12 protein-coding genes and 2 pseudogenes are annotated in these 15,508 nt (G+C 70.8%); 4 read left to right on the forward strand and 10 right to left on the reverse strand.

The window, feature by feature from the left end; all coding sequences use genetic code 11:
• Positions 1-301: 301 nt before the first annotated feature.
• Positions 302-1,699 (reverse strand): IS1380 family transposase, encoded by a 1,398-nt coding sequence (locus OG611_RS21980; protein WP_266422784.1) that lies wholly within the window; start codon positions 1,697-1,699, stop codon positions 302-304.
• A gap of 506 nt (positions 1,700-2,205) precedes the next feature.
• Between OG611_RS21980 and OG611_RS21985 the strand changes: the two are divergent.
• Positions 2,206-3,154: pseudogene (locus OG611_RS21985) on the forward strand (transposase); the annotation flags it as partial.
• Between the two features lie 511 nt (positions 3,155-3,665).
• Positions 3,666-4,028: a hypothetical protein gene (locus tag OG611_RS21990; protein WP_266426319.1), complete on the forward strand. Its 363-nt coding sequence runs from the start codon at positions 3,666-3,668 to the stop codon at positions 4,026-4,028.
• Positions 4,029-4,067: 39 nt separating this feature from the next.
• On the opposite strand, the gene OG611_RS21995 is transcribed toward OG611_RS21990, so the two are convergent.
• The gene (locus OG611_RS21995) at positions 4,068-4,349 is read right to left on the reverse strand and encodes a hypothetical protein (protein ID WP_266426099.1); all 282 of its coding nucleotides are present in this window, start codon (positions 4,347-4,349) and stop codon (positions 4,068-4,070) included.
• 475 nt (positions 4,350-4,824) lie between these two features.
• Between OG611_RS21995 and OG611_RS22000 the strand changes: the two genes are divergently transcribed.
• On the forward strand, positions 4,825-8,166 hold the full coding sequence (locus OG611_RS22000; protein WP_266422787.1) for a S8 family peptidase: 3,342 nt from the start codon (positions 4,825-4,827) through the stop codon (positions 8,164-8,166).
• A gap of 238 nt (positions 8,167-8,404) precedes the next feature.
• On the opposite strand, the gene OG611_RS22005 is transcribed toward OG611_RS22000, so the two are convergent.
• The 5 genes from OG611_RS22005 to OG611_RS22025 form a co-directional block, all read right to left on the reverse strand.
• Positions 8,405-9,067, reverse strand: a complete 663-nt coding sequence (locus OG611_RS22005; protein ID WP_266422789.1) for a hypothetical protein — start codon at positions 9,065-9,067, stop codon at positions 8,405-8,407.
• Positions 9,064-10,584 carry a cell wall metabolism sensor histidine kinase WalK gene (locus tag OG611_RS22010; RefSeq protein WP_266422792.1) on the reverse strand — a complete coding sequence of 507 codons (1,521 nt, stop codon included), beginning with the start codon at positions 10,582-10,584 and terminating at the stop codon, positions 9,064-9,066. Before OG611_RS22010 ends, OG611_RS22005 begins: the two co-directional genes overlap by 4 nt.
• Positions 10,585-10,586: 2 nt before the next feature.
• Positions 10,587-11,270 carry a response regulator transcription factor gene (locus OG611_RS22015; protein WP_266422794.1) on the reverse strand — a complete coding sequence of 228 codons (684 nt, stop codon included), beginning with the start codon at positions 11,268-11,270 and terminating at the stop codon, positions 10,587-10,589.
• 130 nt (positions 11,271-11,400) lie between these two features.
• On the reverse strand, positions 11,401-11,589 hold the full coding sequence (locus OG611_RS22020; protein ID WP_266422797.1) for a hypothetical protein: 189 nt from the start codon (positions 11,587-11,589) through the stop codon (positions 11,401-11,403).
• Positions 11,590-11,799: 210 nt separating this feature from the next.
• Positions 11,800-11,985: a hypothetical protein gene (locus tag OG611_RS22025; RefSeq protein ID WP_266422799.1), complete on the reverse strand. Its 186-nt coding sequence runs from the start codon at positions 11,983-11,985 to the stop codon at positions 11,800-11,802.
• A 627-nt stretch (positions 11,986-12,612) separates the two neighbouring features.
• On the opposite strand from OG611_RS22025, the gene OG611_RS22030 reads away from it, so the two are divergent.
• The gene (locus OG611_RS22030; RefSeq protein WP_266422801.1) at positions 12,613-12,897 is read left to right on the forward strand and encodes a type II toxin-antitoxin system Phd/YefM family antitoxin; all 285 of its coding nucleotides are present in this window, start codon (positions 12,613-12,615) and stop codon (positions 12,895-12,897) included.
• An 84-nt stretch (positions 12,898-12,981) separates the two neighbouring features.
• Here OG611_RS22030 and OG611_RS22035 read toward each other — a convergent pair.
• The 3 genes and pseudogenes from OG611_RS22035 to OG611_RS22045 all read right to left on the reverse strand — a co-directional run.
• Positions 12,982-13,542 (reverse strand): annotated as a pseudogene (locus OG611_RS22035) (ABC transporter permease); the annotation flags it as partial.
• Positions 13,543-13,644: 102 nt separating this feature from the next.
• Positions 13,645-14,694, reverse strand: a complete 1,050-nt coding sequence (locus OG611_RS22040; protein ID WP_266422803.1) for an NAD(P)-dependent oxidoreductase — start codon at positions 14,692-14,694, stop codon at positions 13,645-13,647.
• A gap of 43 nt (positions 14,695-14,737) precedes the next feature.
• A complete protein-coding gene (locus OG611_RS22045; RefSeq protein ID WP_266422806.1) occupies positions 14,738-15,478 on the reverse strand; it encodes a 1-acyl-sn-glycerol-3-phosphate acyltransferase in 741 nt (246 codons plus the stop codon).
• Positions 15,479-15,508 lie beyond the last annotated feature (30 nt).

A 15,508-nucleotide genomic window follows, 5' to 3' on the forward strand; every position in this document is an offset into this window, starting at 1 on the left:
AAAGCGCTCACACCCCCGAGTCGTCAAACGCAAGGTCCTGAAATGGGCCGCGAAACGCTCCCACCACGCACACTGGCCCCAGCCCAAACACAGCCCCCACATCACCATCCAAACCACTAACTGAACGGTATTGCGCTTAGCCTCGATCCGCCGACGTGGTCTGGAAGTGATCTTCTGACGGGCTTCTGAGCCGGTTTTGGGTCGACCGATGGGCATGGGCGTGCTGCATCCGCTGGTCTGCCCAGCTTTTCCACGGTTTTGGTTCCGGTCGGGCCCTGGCGGGCGGGGTGGGCAGAGACTGTCAGGCGGGTTCGGGTGGGCGGTGGACGGTGTCGAACAGGTGCGTCCAGGCTTTTTGCCAGCGCCAGTTGCGCGGAAGGTGCAGGGTGACGCGCCGTGCGGAGCGGGCGATCCGGGCCGGGACCTGGACCAGGTGGGCGCGGAGGGTGGCGGTGGTGGCCTTGGCGTGGAAAGCGGAGGTCAGTGCCCCGGCGGCCCGCAGCAGGTTGTAGGCCATCGCCCACTGGATCAGCCAGGCGGCATTGGCGTGGAAGTGTCCCGACGGCAGGTGGGCCAGGGCGGAGGCTTTGCTGTCGGCGATGACCTGCTCGACGACGGCGTGGTGGCGGTGCTCCCGCTCGGCCTCGAGCGTCGGCGCGGGGGTGTCGGTGAAGAACGGGTGGTGGCGCCAGACCGGGAACAACTCGCCCTGCTCGCCGACGACGGCGGGTTTGGCCAGGTCACGGACCCGGCGCACGATCAGGCGGGCCGTGACCCGCTCTCCTTTCTTGCGGCTGGCGAAGGCGGTGTAGGCGGGCATCTCGGCAACCTCGGCGTCCGAGATGAGCTCGCCGGTCTCAGGGTCGGGCACCGCGGTCGGGTAGGTGATCTGCTGCCACGCGGTGTCGGGGATGCTGTGGATGGCCCGTTTGATGGAGGGGTTCATCCCGGTGGTGAGGGAGAAGCGGGCGCCGGACCGGTGGCAGGCGGCGATGACACCGGCGTTGTAGAACTGCGAGTCCGCGCGCAAGATGCGCATGCCGGTGCAGCCGGCCTCGACGGCGGTGGCCAGCGCCTCGCTGACGAACTTCGGGGCGCCCCGGGAGTCGGCTGCTTTGCCGCGGCGCATCCGCACGGTGGCGATCACCGGGCGGGAGGTGGGGGTGCAGATCGTGGCGAGCAGAGGGTGCAGGGTGCGGATGCCCTTGAACCGGCCGTACTCGCCACCCTGCTTGGTGCGGCCGTAGACGCGTTTGTGGGTGGAGTCGACGTCGATGAACGCCGTTTGCCCCGCGCCGGGCAGCAGCGGGGTGTGCGCGGCCAGTTCGCCGAGGAACCTTCGGTGTACCGCGTGCAGTTGGAGGGCGTGACCGTGGGTGAAGGAGCGGAGGAAGGTGCCCAGGGTGGACGGGGCACGGACCCCTTCGAACACGGCCGACATCGCACCGTGGCGCAGAACGTCGAGGTCGTCGATGCTGTCCGCCCCTGCGGCCATGCCGCCCACGATGCCGGTGACCTTGGCGTCCGCCGAGGCACCCGCGCCGTTCTTCGTCCCGGTCAGCCTCACCTTCTCCCTCACCAGCCGGGGCAGACCGCACCGCTCGGCCAGCCGCATCACCGGAACCAGCCCGGCATGCGCGATCAGGTTCGCGTCATCGAAGGCAGCGGAGACCGCCGCCCGCGTGTGGGAAACTTGCATCTCGGAAGTGCCTTGCTGATTGTGCGTGCTGGAAGCCTGAAGAACTCCCATCATCGCAGGTCACAAGGCACTTCTTCGTTTTCCGAGACGTTATCCACAAGGCACGGGTCGGTGGATCGAGGCTTAGGCATGTTCCTCGCGTACCGCCCCGGACCGAGTGCGCCCAGGCGTGCGGCAACAACGACGGAAGCACACAGCCTCAGAGGTCGGGCTTTCTGGGATGAGACGGGCACAAGCGGTTGTCCGTACCACCTGTCACCCCACCCGGCCAACAGGTCTCAACCGCACCTGCGGCCCCATCGCCACCGCAACCCCACACCCGGAGAATTAGCCAATACAAGGGCATCAGGGATGAAAGCGACCTCTTGGCTTGTTCTTAATCTTCCGGCCTCGAATGGCGTCTCGAACTGAGTCGCTCACCTGGGGATTCGCCGGACGTGGGGGCGGCCCTCGTCTGATCATGTGCTCCGACCAAGGTGCAGGTGACCAAGACGAAGGCCGTGAGGGTGAGTCTGCTGCCTGATGCTGTCCGGAGGGAAGCGTTCGCGGAAGCGTCACGCTTCCGGGGAGAGTTCTACGAGTGTCTGAGCGCCCGGCGCGATGAGTTGTTCGAGCTGGTGGATGCGGTGCTGTGTGCGGACGGTGCGGTGAAGTCCCCGGTGGGCCTGACGCTGTTGCCCGAGCATCGTCGTGGGCACGGAGCGATGTACGGTGGTCTGAACCACGGCCGGATCGACATCGATCGGCTGCGGACGGTGCTGGCCGGGCTGTTGCTGCCGCGTTTCGACCGCGGGCGCCTGATCCTGGCGGTCGATGTGTCGCCCTGGCTTCGTTCGGACGCGCCGTGCTCGGCGGAGCGGCTGTTCTGCCACGTCTACGGCCGTGCGAAGACGGCGTCGCAGTTCATTCCGGGCCGGCCCTACTCCTTCGTCGCCGTGCTGGAGCCGGGCGCCACGTCATGGACCGCGATCCGGCTCGGACCGGCGGACGACGCGACCGCGATCACCGCCGACCAGCTCCGAGGAGTCGTCGAGCGGCTCATCGCCCGCGGGCCAGTGGCAGGCCGGGGACCCGCATATCGTGATCGTCAGCGATGCCGGCTACGACGTCACCCGCCTGGCCTGGGTCCTGCGCGACCTGCCCGTCGAGATGGTCGGCCGGGTCAGGTCCGACCGTGTCATGCGACTGCCGAAGCTGCCGAGGATGCATGGTGTCAACAGCCGGCCGCCCAAGCACGGCCCGGAATTCCGTTTCACCAAGCCGGAGACCTGGACCGAGCCCGCGATCACCACCGTCACCGACACCACCAACTACGGCAAGGCCGAAACCCAGGCGTGGGACCGGGGCCACCCCCAGCTCACCCACCATTCCTCCTGGCTCGACCACGAGAGTGAACTTCCCTTGGCCGAAGGTACGTTGATCCGGCTGAAGGTGGAGCACCTGTCGAAGCAACGATGCCCTTCTGGCCATCGGGCGCACTCGTCGCGGCGCGCGGATCGTGGTAGCCGAATGCGCGCGGCGCCCCGGGGAGGACATGGAACCTCCACCAGGTGCCCGCCTTCACGGCCGGAGGTCACCAGGTCGTCAGGTTCGACCGCCAGGCCGCCGCCCTGGGCCCGCCCGTGCGCCCTGGAGAAGTAGCCGCCGACGTAAGGGACTTGATTTACGGCCCGGGCCTCGGCCCCCGCCACCTCGTAGGCGTCTCACTGGGCGCTCAGACAGTGCAGGGCCTGCTACTCACGGACCCCGCCCTGGCCGTCCGGGCTGTGGTCGCGGCCACCCGGGGCCGTCCTGATCCCCTGAGCACCGTGATGGCGGCGGCCGAACGGGCCGCCCACGACAGCGGACTGCGGCTTCCCCCCCCGCCTACGAGGCCTTCCTGCGCCTCACGCAGAACCTCTCCCCGCGCACCCTGGAGGACGAGGCCGCCGCCTCCCAATGGCTGGACCTGCTCGAACTCGCCGCCATGGCGGGTGATGGCGCTGCCCACGCTTCGCAGGAGCCGCTCACCGACCGCCTGGCGGACTACACCGCGATCCGCACCCCGCTCCTCGTGATCAGCTTCGAGCACGACGCCCCCACACCTGCCGGCGCGGTCCGTATCCGCGCCAAGATGGCCCGTGCCGTCGAGCTCGCCACGGTCATGGGCTCCGACAGCGTTGATCAGGCCCTGGGGCTGGCCGCGACCGCCGGACGCTTCGCCGACGACGACCTGCTCTCCACCCTGGAGCATCTCGCGGCGAACAGACCCGTCGGCGAGTTCGCGCGCGCGGACGAGGCGCACTCCGTCCAGAGCGGCACGATCGGATGGAAGGCCCTGGGCCAGTAGGCCACAGTCCCAGGGCAGTTGAAGACCAGCCGATCGGGGTCAGTCGCCGAGGAACCACAGATACAGGTGCAACCCGCGCTCGACGACCTGGCACAACTCGCGGGCCTGCACGACCCAGTCACCACCACAGGCGGCGGGAAGCCGGTCGAGTTCCGCCAGCAGCAGCGGCAGCTGCCGCTGGTTGAACACCGCGTCCCCATACGGAGTCAGGGCCCGAAGCATCGGGAAGTCCGCCGGGTCCAGGTCCGCGAAGGCAGCGGTCCACTCCACCCCGGCCTTGGCGCGAGCCACGATGTCCCCGCTGTCACCACGCACCGCCATATTGATCACTCGCCGAGCCTATCGGCGCCCATCCCGACCAGCGAAGAACGACCTCCCGGACCACGCGTCGCGCAGCCACCGCACCGCCGCGCAGGGCCGGGCCGTGTTCGCCGACTGGCAGGAAGCCCGCGCCACGCCATGGCACGCACCATCACGGCCCCGACCACCGCACCACCGCTCGCGCCGGCGCATGACGTGGCGAAAGCCGACGCCGACGGCCCGCAGCGGGCGCCGCAGGGGCCGCGGACGACCCATGCGTCCGCGCAGGGAATGCCGCCCACGAATAACCTGACGAGTCGTCACCACGTGGGGCCCGGCCGGGCCCCACGTGGTGAAGCGTTGTTACACAACGATCATTGAGTGCCTCCGAGCGCCCCCGGAATACTTCAAGTCCTCGGGGCCGCACGAGTATTCGAGAGCGCCCCATGCGGGCCGGGCCCTCGCCCGCCCGATTCACTCCTGAGCAGGGGCAATCTTGCGTAAACGATCAAAACAGGCGTATGCCGTCGTGGCCGCGGCCGCCGTCGTCCTGACGGCGGGCATGACCGGCCCGGCATCGGCGAGGACCAGCAGCGGCCCGGACCCGGCATTCCCGGTCGTCGCCAAGGACACGGGGACGGTCGGCAAGGCCGTGCGCACCGTCACCCTGATCACCGGTGACCGGGTCCTCGTGGACTCCCGTGGCCGGGTCGGCGGTATCCAGCGGGCGAAGGGCAGACAGGACATTCCCTTCTTCACCCGGACCTACGACGGCCGTACCTATGTGGTGCCGCGTGATGCCCGGCGGCTGATCGCCGACGGCACGCTGGACCAGCGGCTGTTCGACATCACCGGACTCACCGAACCGGAGAGCCTCAAGGCCAACCGGGCCGGCCTCAAGGTGATCGTCGGCTACCGGGGGTCGGCGGCCGGGTCCGCCCGCGCCGAGGTACGTTCCTCCGACGGCACCACCGTCCGCCGGACCCTGTCGGCCCTCGACGCCGACGCCGTCACCAGCACCACCGACAGTGCGGGTTCCCTGTGGGACGCGCTGACCCGTCGGCGGGGCGACGGTTCGGCGGCCACGACCTCCGGCATCGCGCGAATCTGGCTGGACGGCGTACGGAAGGCGTCGCTCGACCGCAGCACCGGCCAGATCGGCGCTCCGGCGGCCTGGGCCCGCTCCTACGACGGCACCGGTGTGAAGATCGCCGTCGTGGACACCGGAATCGACGCCACCCACCCGGACCTGACGGGCCGGGTGGTGGCGGAACGGAACTTCAGCGGCTCCCCGGACGCCCGGGACCGGGTCGGACACGGCACGCACGTGGCCTCCATCGCCGCCGGTACGGGGGCCAAGGACGCCCGGTTCAAGGGCGTGGCGCCCGGGGCCCGGTTGATCAACGCCAAGGTGCTGGACGATCAGGGCAACGGTGACGACTCCAGCGTCCTGGCGGGGGTCGACTGGGCCGTCGCCCAGGGGGCCGACATCATCAATATGAGTCTGGGCAGCCCCGACACCCCGGGGATCGACCCGCTGGAAGCCCAGGTCGACAAGCTCTCCGCCGAGAAGGGCGTCCTGTTCGCGGTGGCCGCGGGCAACAGCGGGCCGGGCCGGGGCACGGTCGCGTCCCCCGGCAGCGCCGACGCGGCGCTGACGGTCGGTGCCGTCGACGACGACGACCTGATCGCCGACTTCTCCAGCGTCGGGCCCCGCATCGGGGACGGCGCCGTCAAGCCCGACATCACCGCGCCGGGCGTGGACATCACGGCGGCAGCGGCGAGCGGCACGCCGGACCAGAACCCTCCCGGATACGTCAGCAAGAGCGGCACGTCGATGGCGACCCCGCACGTCGCGGGCGCCGCGGCGATCCTCAAGCAGAAGAACCCCGCCTGGACGGGCGCACAGATCAAGGCGGCCCTGACGGGCTCGGCCAAGGGCGGCTCCCACTCGGTCTTCCAGCAGGGGGCGGGCCGGCTCGCTGTCGACAAGGCGATCGACCAGACGGTCGTCTCCGAACCGGCCTCGGTCGGCCTGGGTACCCAGCAGTGGCCCCACACCGACGACACACCCGTCGCCAAGCAGGTGAGGTACCGGAACAGCGGCACCACCGACGTGACGCTGGACCTGTCGCTGGAGGCGCCCACCGGCGGGGACGAGAAGCTCGCCCCGGCCGGGTTCTTCACCCTCGGGGCACAGCGGATCACGGTCCCGGCCGGCGGTACCGCCGCCGTGGACCTGACGGCCGACACCCGGCTCGGCGGTACGGTCGACGGTTCGTACTCGGTCACGGTCGTCGCGTCCGGAGGCGGCCGGAGCGTGCGCACCGCGGCATCGGTGGAGCGCGAGGCCGAGTCGTACGACGTCACCTTCAACACCGTCGGACGGGACGGTGCGGCCAGTACCAACTGGCAGGCCGACCTGAAGGGCTACGGCGGGTCCGCCACGGGCCGTCGGTTCTTCCCGGACCTGTCGTCGGGCTCCGCCACGGTCCGACTGCCGCGAGGTACCTACAGTCTCGCCGCCGACATGCTGGTCGACCCCACTGCCCCGGGCAAGGGCGTCGACCTGATCAACAACCCGCGGTTCTCGGTGACCGGTCCCACCACGGTCACCCTCGACGCCCGGACCACCCGGCCCGTCGCCTTCGAGGTGCCGGACGCGGCCGCACGCTACACGCGCGCCGGAATGATGTACACCGTGAGCACACCCGAGACCCTCATCATCGAGGGGGGCGAGTTCGGCAGCTTCGACCATCTGCGCACCGCGTACCAGGGACCCGAGATGGGCGACGGCGCCCTCGTCCAGCAGTGGTCCGCGCACTGGCAGCGGGGCAGTAACGAGTACAACGTCCTCACCGGCGGCCCGGTCAAGGAACTGGCCACCGGTTACAGCAAGACCTACAAGCCCGGGGACATGGCCCTGGTGAAGGCGAAGGTCGGATCGTCCGTACCGGGCCTCGACGGCGCCCTCGCGGCACACGGCGTACTGGACTACGGAGGCGGCGTCGAGGCCCCCTACACCGTGCAGCCGGCACCGGGAACGCGCAACGTGTATCTGTCCACGGCCGACGGGGCCGCCTGGAACATCGTCGCGGGAGTACTGGGCGCGGCGGATCCCTCGGGCCAGCGGAACTTCGATGCCCTCTACGGCCTCGACGAGCCGCGGCGGTACAAGGCGGGGGAGACGTACACCGAGACCTACAACGTCGGTGCACCGGGGCCGCGGATGAACGAGAACGAGGGGATCGTGCGCGACGGCGACACCATCTTCGGTTCGCTGCCGCTGGTCAGTGACGGGGCGGGCCATTTCGGGATCGCCCGGTACTCGGGCGCGAGCACCACCGTCCACCGCAACGGTGAGCTGCTCGTGAAGAAGGACGTCGCCATCGACCAGGAGCCCTTCGCGCTGCCGTCGGAACCCGCCACGTACACGGTGTCGACCACGATCCGCCGGAACCCGGAGTTCAACCGTACCGGAACCCGGATCGACGCCTCGTGGACCTTCGACTCGGCCCGCACCGAGAGCCCGACCATGCTCCCGGTCTCCACGGTCCGCTTCCTGCCGCGGCTCGCGCTGGACTCCACCGTTCCGGCAGGCGGCAAGCAGACCGTCCCCGTCGAGGTGCAAGGCGCGGCGGCCGGCGCCAACCTGAAGACCCTGCGGGTCCTGGTGTCGTACGACGACACGACGTGGCTGCCCGTCCCGGTCACGGCGGACAGGGTCACGGTGAAGGCCCCGGCGAAGGGCAAGGCGATCTCGCTGAAGGCCGTCGTCACTGACAAGGACGACAACGAGTCGACGGTCACCATCCACAACGCCTTCTTCGGCAGGTGAGGCGAGACCGGGCCGACAACCAGGGGCGCCGCGCAACCCGGATGAGAGACCGACGGGCGGAGCACGGCCCCGGGTGAGCCGGGACGAGCGACCCGCCGGAACCGATGTTCCGGCGGGCCGCTCCTTTCCGTGCCGCCGCCACCCGGGGTCGGTGCGGGAACGATGCCGACTCGTCCGCACTATACGGAGGCCGGCTCCTCGACCGGTGCCGGGCCAGGCGCCCGCCCGCCGCCACGGCTCAGCGTGTCGGCACCCGGACCGGTCGAACGGGACAGTCGGCCGGGGCGAGGCGCCCGTCCTGCCCGACCAGGGTCACGGACACAGCCCCCTGCGCGTGCGCCGCGAACGCGGCCGTGCAGACGATCTGGCCGCGGGCGGCGGCGGTCAGCCCTTTCACCCGCAGACGCAGCATGACCTCGACGGTGCGGTCACCCATGACGATCCGGTTCGCGGCGGACGCCGCACGAGACAGCGAAGCGGCATTGTGGAACCCGGCCCGCCGTTCGGCCTTTTCCGGTCCGGCGAGCAGGGCGGTGACGGCCGCGAGTGGCGAGGGGGACTCGCTCGTCCCCGCGCCCGGCGGGGACGAACCGCCGAGGCCGTCCCGTCCGGGCGGCTCGTCCGGACGGGGCGACGCGTCATCCGACCCGGCGGAGCCCGCGGTTCCGTTCTGCCACGGTGCTTCGACGGTTCGTGGCACGGGCAGCAGTTCGTCGTCGGGGGAGAGGAAGAACAACAGCATCCGTTCCTCGCGCGGGGGAAGCAGATCGGCGACAACCGGCCTGCCGGCCTCGATCACGGCCGTCTCCTGGATGCCGCAGCCCACGAGCGGGCCCCCGGCGAGCATCAGCAGCGCGGTGAGTCGGACCGTCCGACGCCCACGGAACGGCGACTTCTTCACGCGATGGTCTCCGTCCGGTCGCGGCTCTCCGCCGGCCCCGTGCCACCGTGCGCGCGTGACGGACCGTCCGGCGCGCCGCTCCCGGACGCGGGCCCGTCGAAGGGCAGCTCCACGGTGAACAGGGCGCCGCCGCCGGCCGCGTTCCGCGCGTGGATCGTGCCGCCGTGCAGTTGCACGTTCTCCTTGGTGATCGCGAGCCCGAGGCCGCTGCCCGACGAGCGGGAACGCGCGGCGTCCTCCTTGTAGAAGCGGTCGAAGATGTGCGGCAGAGCGTCCGGTGGGATCCCGGGGCCGTTGTCGTGCACCTCGGTGATCAGCGCGTCCCCGCGTGCCGACAGCCGCACGGTGACCGGTTCGGCACCATGGCGCAGGGCGTTGCCGACCAGGTTGGCCACGATGACGTCGAAGCGGCGCGTGTCGAGGCGGATACGCAGGCCGTCGGGGAGCTCGGCGCGGACCCGGCCGAGCCACTGCCTGCCGGACAGGGTGTTGCGCACGGCCTCCGCCGCGTCCACCTCATCGGTGTTGAGTTCCGCCGCGCGGGCGTCGAAACGGGAGATCTCCATCAGATCCTCCACCAGCACGGCGAGTTTGCCGGTCTCGGCGCTGATCAGGCGCACCGCCCGAGCGGTGTTCGGGGCGAGCGTCCCGGCCTCCTCGTCCACCACGTCCGTGACGGCGAGCATACCGGCGAGCGGGGTGCGCAACTCGTGCGAGACGTCCGAGGCGAAGCGCCGGGCCCGTGCTCCGGCTTCCCGCAACTCCTCCACGGAGCGTTCGAGGCGGGCCGCCGACTCGTTGAACGTCCTGGCCAGGTCGGCCATCTCGTCCCGGCCGCGTACGGTGATACGTGTGTCGAGCTGCCCGCCGCCCATGGAGTGTGCGGCACGCCGCAGTTCACGGACGGGGCGCAGCACGCTGCGCGCCGCGAGCAGTGCGGGCACCAGGGCCACGGCCAGCCCCGGCAGGGCGCCGTCGCGGGCAGCGGTCACCAGGGAGTCGATGTCCACGTCCTCGTTCGTCATGGGCATCACGGCGAAGAGAACCAGGCCGCTCGGCACCGCGGCGCCACCGGCGACGACCCGGGTCATCACCGGCATCCCGATGGTCAGATACGCGTTCCCGTCCTTGACGACCCGCTCGAAGCTGCCGTGTGCCGAGGTGAGCGTGGTGCGGCGCAGTTCCGGGGTGAGAACACCGGAGACGGGCCGGTCACCCGAGGAGACGCGCAACGAACCGTAGTCGGCGAAGACGATCCACGGATGTGGTTTGGCGCGCGCCGCGATGTCGTAGAGGTCCCACCGCAGCGCATCCGGATCCAGGGGCAGGCGGGGGACGAACTGCTCGACCTCCTCGCGGAAGGAGGTGACGGCCGTGTCCTGCGCACGCACGAGAACCGCGTTGCGTGCCTGCCGATAGGTCAACGCGGCGGTCGTGACGGCGCTGACAGCGGCCACCAGCAGGAACGCGATCACCAGCCGGGTGCGCAGCCCGAACGCGGCGGCCGCGCCGGGCATCCTCACAGCGGACCGAAGCGGTAGCCGTAGCCCCGCAGGGTCTGAATGTAGCGAGGATCGCGGGACGGATCCTCGATCTTGGCGCGCAGTCGGCGCACACAGGCGTCCACCAGGCGGATGTCGCTGTGGAAACTGTGATCCCAGACCTCCTTCAGGAGCCGCTGCCGGCTGAAGACCTGTTCCGGTACCGCGGACAGGTGCAGCAACAGCTTCAGTTCGGAGGGCGCGAGGGCGACCGGGGCGCCCGACCTGAGGACGGTGTGACCGGCGCGGTCGATGTCGAGTTCACCGTGGTGCTCGACGGCGGGCCTTGCGTCGATCGGGCTCTCGGCGCGGCGCAGCACGGCACGTATGCGGGCCTCGATGACCTCGGTGCGGGCGGGCTTGACGATGTAGTCGTCCGCGCCCGCCTCCAGGCCGACGACGATGTCGACGTCGTCGCCGCGCGCGGTCAGCATGATGATCGGTAACTGGCTGGTCTCGCGTACCCGGGAGCACACCTGGACGCCGCTCATCGCGGGGAGCATCAGGTCGAGCAGCAGGATGTCGGGGCGAAAGGCACCCAGCGCCTCAAGGCCCGCCTCGCCGGTCACGGCGGCGTGGACCTGGTGCCCGCGCTGGCACAGCCCGATCTCGACGCCCTCGCGCACGGAGGGGTCGTCTTCGACGAGGAGGACGCGTGGCATGGCGGTGTCTCCGGGATCGTGGGGAGCGGTGGGTCGTCAGGGTTTCGGCGACCGGGGGAGGGGAGGAACCGGCGAGCGGATGACCGCGTGCGCGACGGCCCGCGTGCTGCGGGTCGTCCGACATCCCGAGTCAGTGGTCCGGGCGCGGACCTGTCCGGTGCGGCAGCGCGTCCGGCGCGGTCGGCCGCGGAAGCCGTGCCGGCCGTGCGAACGCGGCGGCGACCGCCACCGACGCATCGGTGGTCCCGGCGAACGGCTTTCCCGGCTCTGCCCCGTCCGGCGCGCGGGAGACCAGGAGCATGAGATCGCGACGGGGCATGTCGTACTCCAGGAGGTGGGGCAGCGGTGGCTCCCCATACTCTCAGGCGTGCGCGAGGCGATGACGGGCGGTCAGTTGTCCCGGGTGTGACCGGTTTCGTTACGGGCCGGGGTGAACGGGATGCGTGGATCGCGCCCCTCGCGCCGTCGACGGGCACAATCCGATCAAGCCCGCTTCACCACCGCCCACCCCACATCTGGTCTGACAGCATCACGGGAAGGTCTGAGCAGCGGTGACAGCAGTGGCGTGGGGGAGTCGACTGACGACGTACGGGGGCGTTCGGCGCGTACCACGCTCGTCCTGGCCAGTGACGACGGTGGAACCGACGCCCGTGTCCACCCAGAGCAGGGCGAAGTTCTCGGCCAAGGTCCCGCGCTCGTCCTGCTGCTCTGCCATCGCGGCCAGGTTCGCGCGGTGCCCAGGGCCTTCCGCAGCAGCGCCAGCATTGCGGGCGTCTCCCACCTGGGCAGGCCCGGGGTCTTGACCAGACCGCCCCGTCGCGGCCCACCGGGCTCGGCATGCCGATGACGGTGCGGTGGATGCGGCGAGGTGTCAGGCCCGTCCGGCCGAGGGTCGAGGCGAACGCCTCGTGGACGGTGCGGCACGAGGACTTCGCCGATTCCTCGGGCAGTGCGACGGATGCGGTGGACACGACCCGGCCGAGGATGTCGACGATCCTGGCCTCCGCTGTCCGGGGCGTCACGTGGATGCCAGCGGCGTGGGACAGTCCGGGCACGACGCCGTACGAGTGTGGGGGCTGGGCGGATCTCCGCCCAGCCCCCGGTGCGTCGACGGGCAGGCACCCGCCCGGCAGGAGCTCCGTGCGGGCCCGCCGAGCGGGGCGTTCCGTCGCGCCGGAGACCCGCCACGATTCAGTGCGACCAGAAAACTCTCCGTCTCACCTCGTCTCACACGTCTCTCACAAACGAGAGCGCACGGGAGCACGCGAGAGCATCTGACCTGGATAATCGCTGTCGCCACGGACCACGGCGGACCAGGTGGACATTACATATGCTAGGGAGCATGGCCTACGAGATTCCGGTGACGCAAGCCCGAGCTGAGCTCGCCGAATTGATCAACCGTGTCGTCTACGGCGGTGAGCGCGTCGTCGTGACGCGGCACGGCAAGCCGCTGGTGGCGCTCGTCTCGGCCGCTGACCTGGAGCGACTGGAGAAGGGTGAGGCGGCTGCCGAGGAGCAGGTGATCAGCTCGGTCTCCTCGATCGGCTCCTCGGTGTCCGCTCCCGGCGAACGGCGGCGCTTCGGTATCGCGGCGGAACACAGGGGACACCACGAGCCGGGCAGCTGAGCGCCGCGCCGTCGGCCCATGACACGGGAAAGCCGGGTACCCCCGTCCACTGCGACGGGGGTACCCGGCATCTCCGGGCCGGGGTCAGCCCGCCAGTGCCGGCTCCCGGGTACTCGCGGGAAGCGCGACCGGGGGCTGTGCGCGGCGTCGACCGCCGATGAGCGCCGCGCCCAGTCCGAGCGCCGCCCACAGGGCGAGGGTGAGCAGCGGGCCGCCCGCGCCGCGGCCGTCGAAGAACGCGACCGACCACAGCAGTGAGCCGCCCGCCGCCGGCGGCATCAGCTGTCCGATCGCACCGACCGGTTCGGGCAGCAGTTCGGGCGCGCCGGTGACGCCCGAGAAGGGGCTGCCGAGCAGCACCATCAGCAGGGCGCCGACGCCGATGCCGGGCGGGCCGACGAGTGCGGCCGGCCCCGCGACCGTCCCTCCGATGGCCGGCACGGTGAGTCCCGGCGTCCCGGCCTCGGCCCACCAGTTGCCGGTGATCACGCCGAGCCGGTTGTCGGTGAGCGCCGCCGCGCCGATCCCGGCCGTCGTGGCCGCCCCGATCAGCGTCACCGCCGCCCGGCCCCCGCGCAGCCGCAGCAGCGTGACCGCCGAGCCCGAAAGGACGCCGACGATCACCAGCGGAAGGAAGCTCGCTCCGGTCTCGTCGCCCCCGATGCACGCCTGCTGCGCCGTGTCCTGGGCGAGGCGCTGGACGAACTGCTCGACGCCCCGGCGGGGTGAACACCGCCGGGCCGTGTCTCACGCCTTCCGGTCGTGCGCCTCCAGCCAGGCGTCCTCCGCCGCGTAGTCGAAGAGCTTCTTCCCGTACGCCCGGAGCATGGCGGGGAAGGCCTCCGTCCAGTCCCTGCCCTCCAGCTGCGCCGCGATCCACTCGACCGTCCCGGGAAGCGACCGCGCGTAGTCCGTGACCGGCCGGTACCCCAGCTCTCGTTCGGCGGCCGTCATGTCGTACACGATGGGGTGGGCGCTGCTCCATGGCGTGCCACCGACGCCGTCCTCTCCGGGCGCGCCCGCCATCAGCACGGTCTCCGTCGTGCGGCCGAGCGCCGCATCGACGGCCCCGCCGATCTCCGCGACCGTCGGCGCCTGCGGATCCCCGGCGTTGAGCACCCGCGAACCGGGCCGCAGGGCGGCCAGCCGGATCAGCTCGGCCAGGTTGGAGACATGGACCGGGTGGAAGCGGGACTCCCCGCCGAACGCGAGCACCCGCCGGGCGCGGCCGTCCAGGAGCCGCTTCACGAAATACAGCTCACGCGGCGAGCGGCAGTACCTGCCGTGGATCGCCCCGGCCCGCAGCAGCGTCACCGGCAGCGCCTCCCCGGCCGCCAGCAGATCCCGCTCCAGCTGTATCTTCCGCGTCCCGTACGTCGTGTCGCCGGCCGGCAGGGTGCGCTGCGACTCCGGGATCGGCAGCGGGTAGTGCGGCGAACCGTCGGGTTCGCCCTGCGTGTCGAAGCTGCGGCCCCGGTCGTCCTCGTACACCGCGCCGCTGGAGATCACCACCGCCGAACCGATCCGGTCCGCGAGACCGGTCAGCTGACGGGCGTGACCCGCGTCGTACGCCACCATGTCGACCAGTACGTCGCAGCCGTCGCCCAGCGCCGCCGCGAGCGCCCCGTCGGCGTCCCGGTCCAGGGCCGTCGTGCGCACCGCCTCGTCCCACCGCGCGTCCCGGCCGCCGCCGCGCGAGGCGGCCGTCACCTCCCAGCCGTCCTCGACGAGCGACTGCACGGCCGCTCGCCCGATCTGTCCCGTCGCACCCAGAACCCATGCGTTTCCCTTGCTCATGAGGGCCACGCTAGGGCCGGGCGGCCGCCCGTGCGGGCGACGTTCACCGAGCGCGGATCCGCCGTCGGCGTCGCAGTTTCGGGAACTTCTTCGACGGCCCGTCCTGTTCGGCCTGCGCGGCCTTCACCTTGACCGCGTACTCGTCGACGTACTCCTGACCCGAGAGCCCCAGGATCGCGTACATGATCTCGTCGGTGACCGCCCGGATCGCGGCCTTCTGGTTCTCCATACCGGCATAGCGCGAGAAGTCCAGCGGCTCACCGAAGCGGATGGTGACGCGCCTGATGCGCGGGACGACCTGCCCCGGCGGCTGGATCTCGAACGTACCCACCATCGCGCACGGCACCACGGGCACCTGCGCCTTGATCGCCATGACGGCCACGCCCACCTTGCCCTTGTAGAGCCGGCCGTCGTGCGAACGGGTGCCCTCCGGGTAGATGCCCAGCAGTTCGCCCTTGCTCAGCACACCGAGCCCTTCCCGGATCGCCGCCTGCCCCGCCTCCTTGCCGGAGCGGTCCACCGGGATCTGCCCGATGCCGCGGAAGAAGGCGGCGGTCAGCCGCCCCTTCACTCCCGGCCCGGTGAAGTACTCGGCCTTGGCGAGAAACGTGATGCGCCGTTTGAGGATCGCGGGCATCAGGAAATGGTCGGAGAACGACAGATGGTTGCCGGCGACGATGGCCGCGCCGTCCTCCGGGATGTGCTCCAGGCCCTCGATCCTGGGGCGGAAGAACAACCGTAGAAGCGGCCCGATGATGACGTACTTGAGCACCTGGTAGAACACGGGGCGGCTCCTGGGGTCCTTTGTCTGGAT

The sequence above is a fragment of the Streptomyces sp. NBC_01363 genome (assembly GCF_026340595.1).
Taxonomy (GTDB): Bacteria; Actinomycetota; Actinomycetes; order Streptomycetales; family Streptomycetaceae; genus Streptomyces.

Excerpts from the sequence above, each read along its gene's own strand:
- OG611_RS22010 (WP_266422792.1), bottom strand. The coding sequence starts at position 10,584 with ATGCCCGGCGCGGCCGCCGCGTTCGGGCTGCGCACCCGGCTGGTGATC.
- OG611_RS22015 (WP_266422794.1), bottom strand. The coding sequence starts at position 11,270 with ATGCCACGCGTCCTCCTCGTCGAAGACGACCCCTCCGTGCGCGAGGGC.
- OG611_RS21990 (WP_266426319.1), top strand. The coding sequence starts at position 3,666 with ATGGCGGGTGATGGCGCTGCCCACGCTTCGCAGGAGCCGCTCACCGAC.
- OG611_RS22030 (WP_266422801.1), top strand. The coding sequence starts at position 12,613 with ATGGCCTACGAGATTCCGGTGACGCAAGCCCGAGCTGAGCTCGCCGAA.
- OG611_RS22020 (WP_266422797.1), bottom strand. The coding sequence starts at position 11,589 with ATGCCCCGTCGCGATCTCATGCTCCTGGTCTCCCGCGCGCCGGACGGG.
- OG611_RS21995 (WP_266426099.1), bottom strand. The coding sequence starts at position 4,349 with ATGGCGGTGCGTGGTGACAGCGGGGACATCGTGGCTCGCGCCAAGGCC.
- OG611_RS21980 (WP_266422784.1), bottom strand. The coding sequence starts at position 1,699 with ATGCAAGTTTCCCACACGCGGGCGGCGGTCTCCGCTGCCTTCGATGAC.
- OG611_RS22040 (WP_266422803.1), bottom strand. The coding sequence starts at position 14,694 with ATGAGCAAGGGAAACGCATGGGTTCTGGGTGCGACGGGACAGATCGGG.
- OG611_RS22025 (WP_266422799.1), bottom strand. The coding sequence starts at position 11,985 with ATGGCAGAGCAGCAGGACGAGCGCGGGACCTTGGCCGAGAACTTCGCC.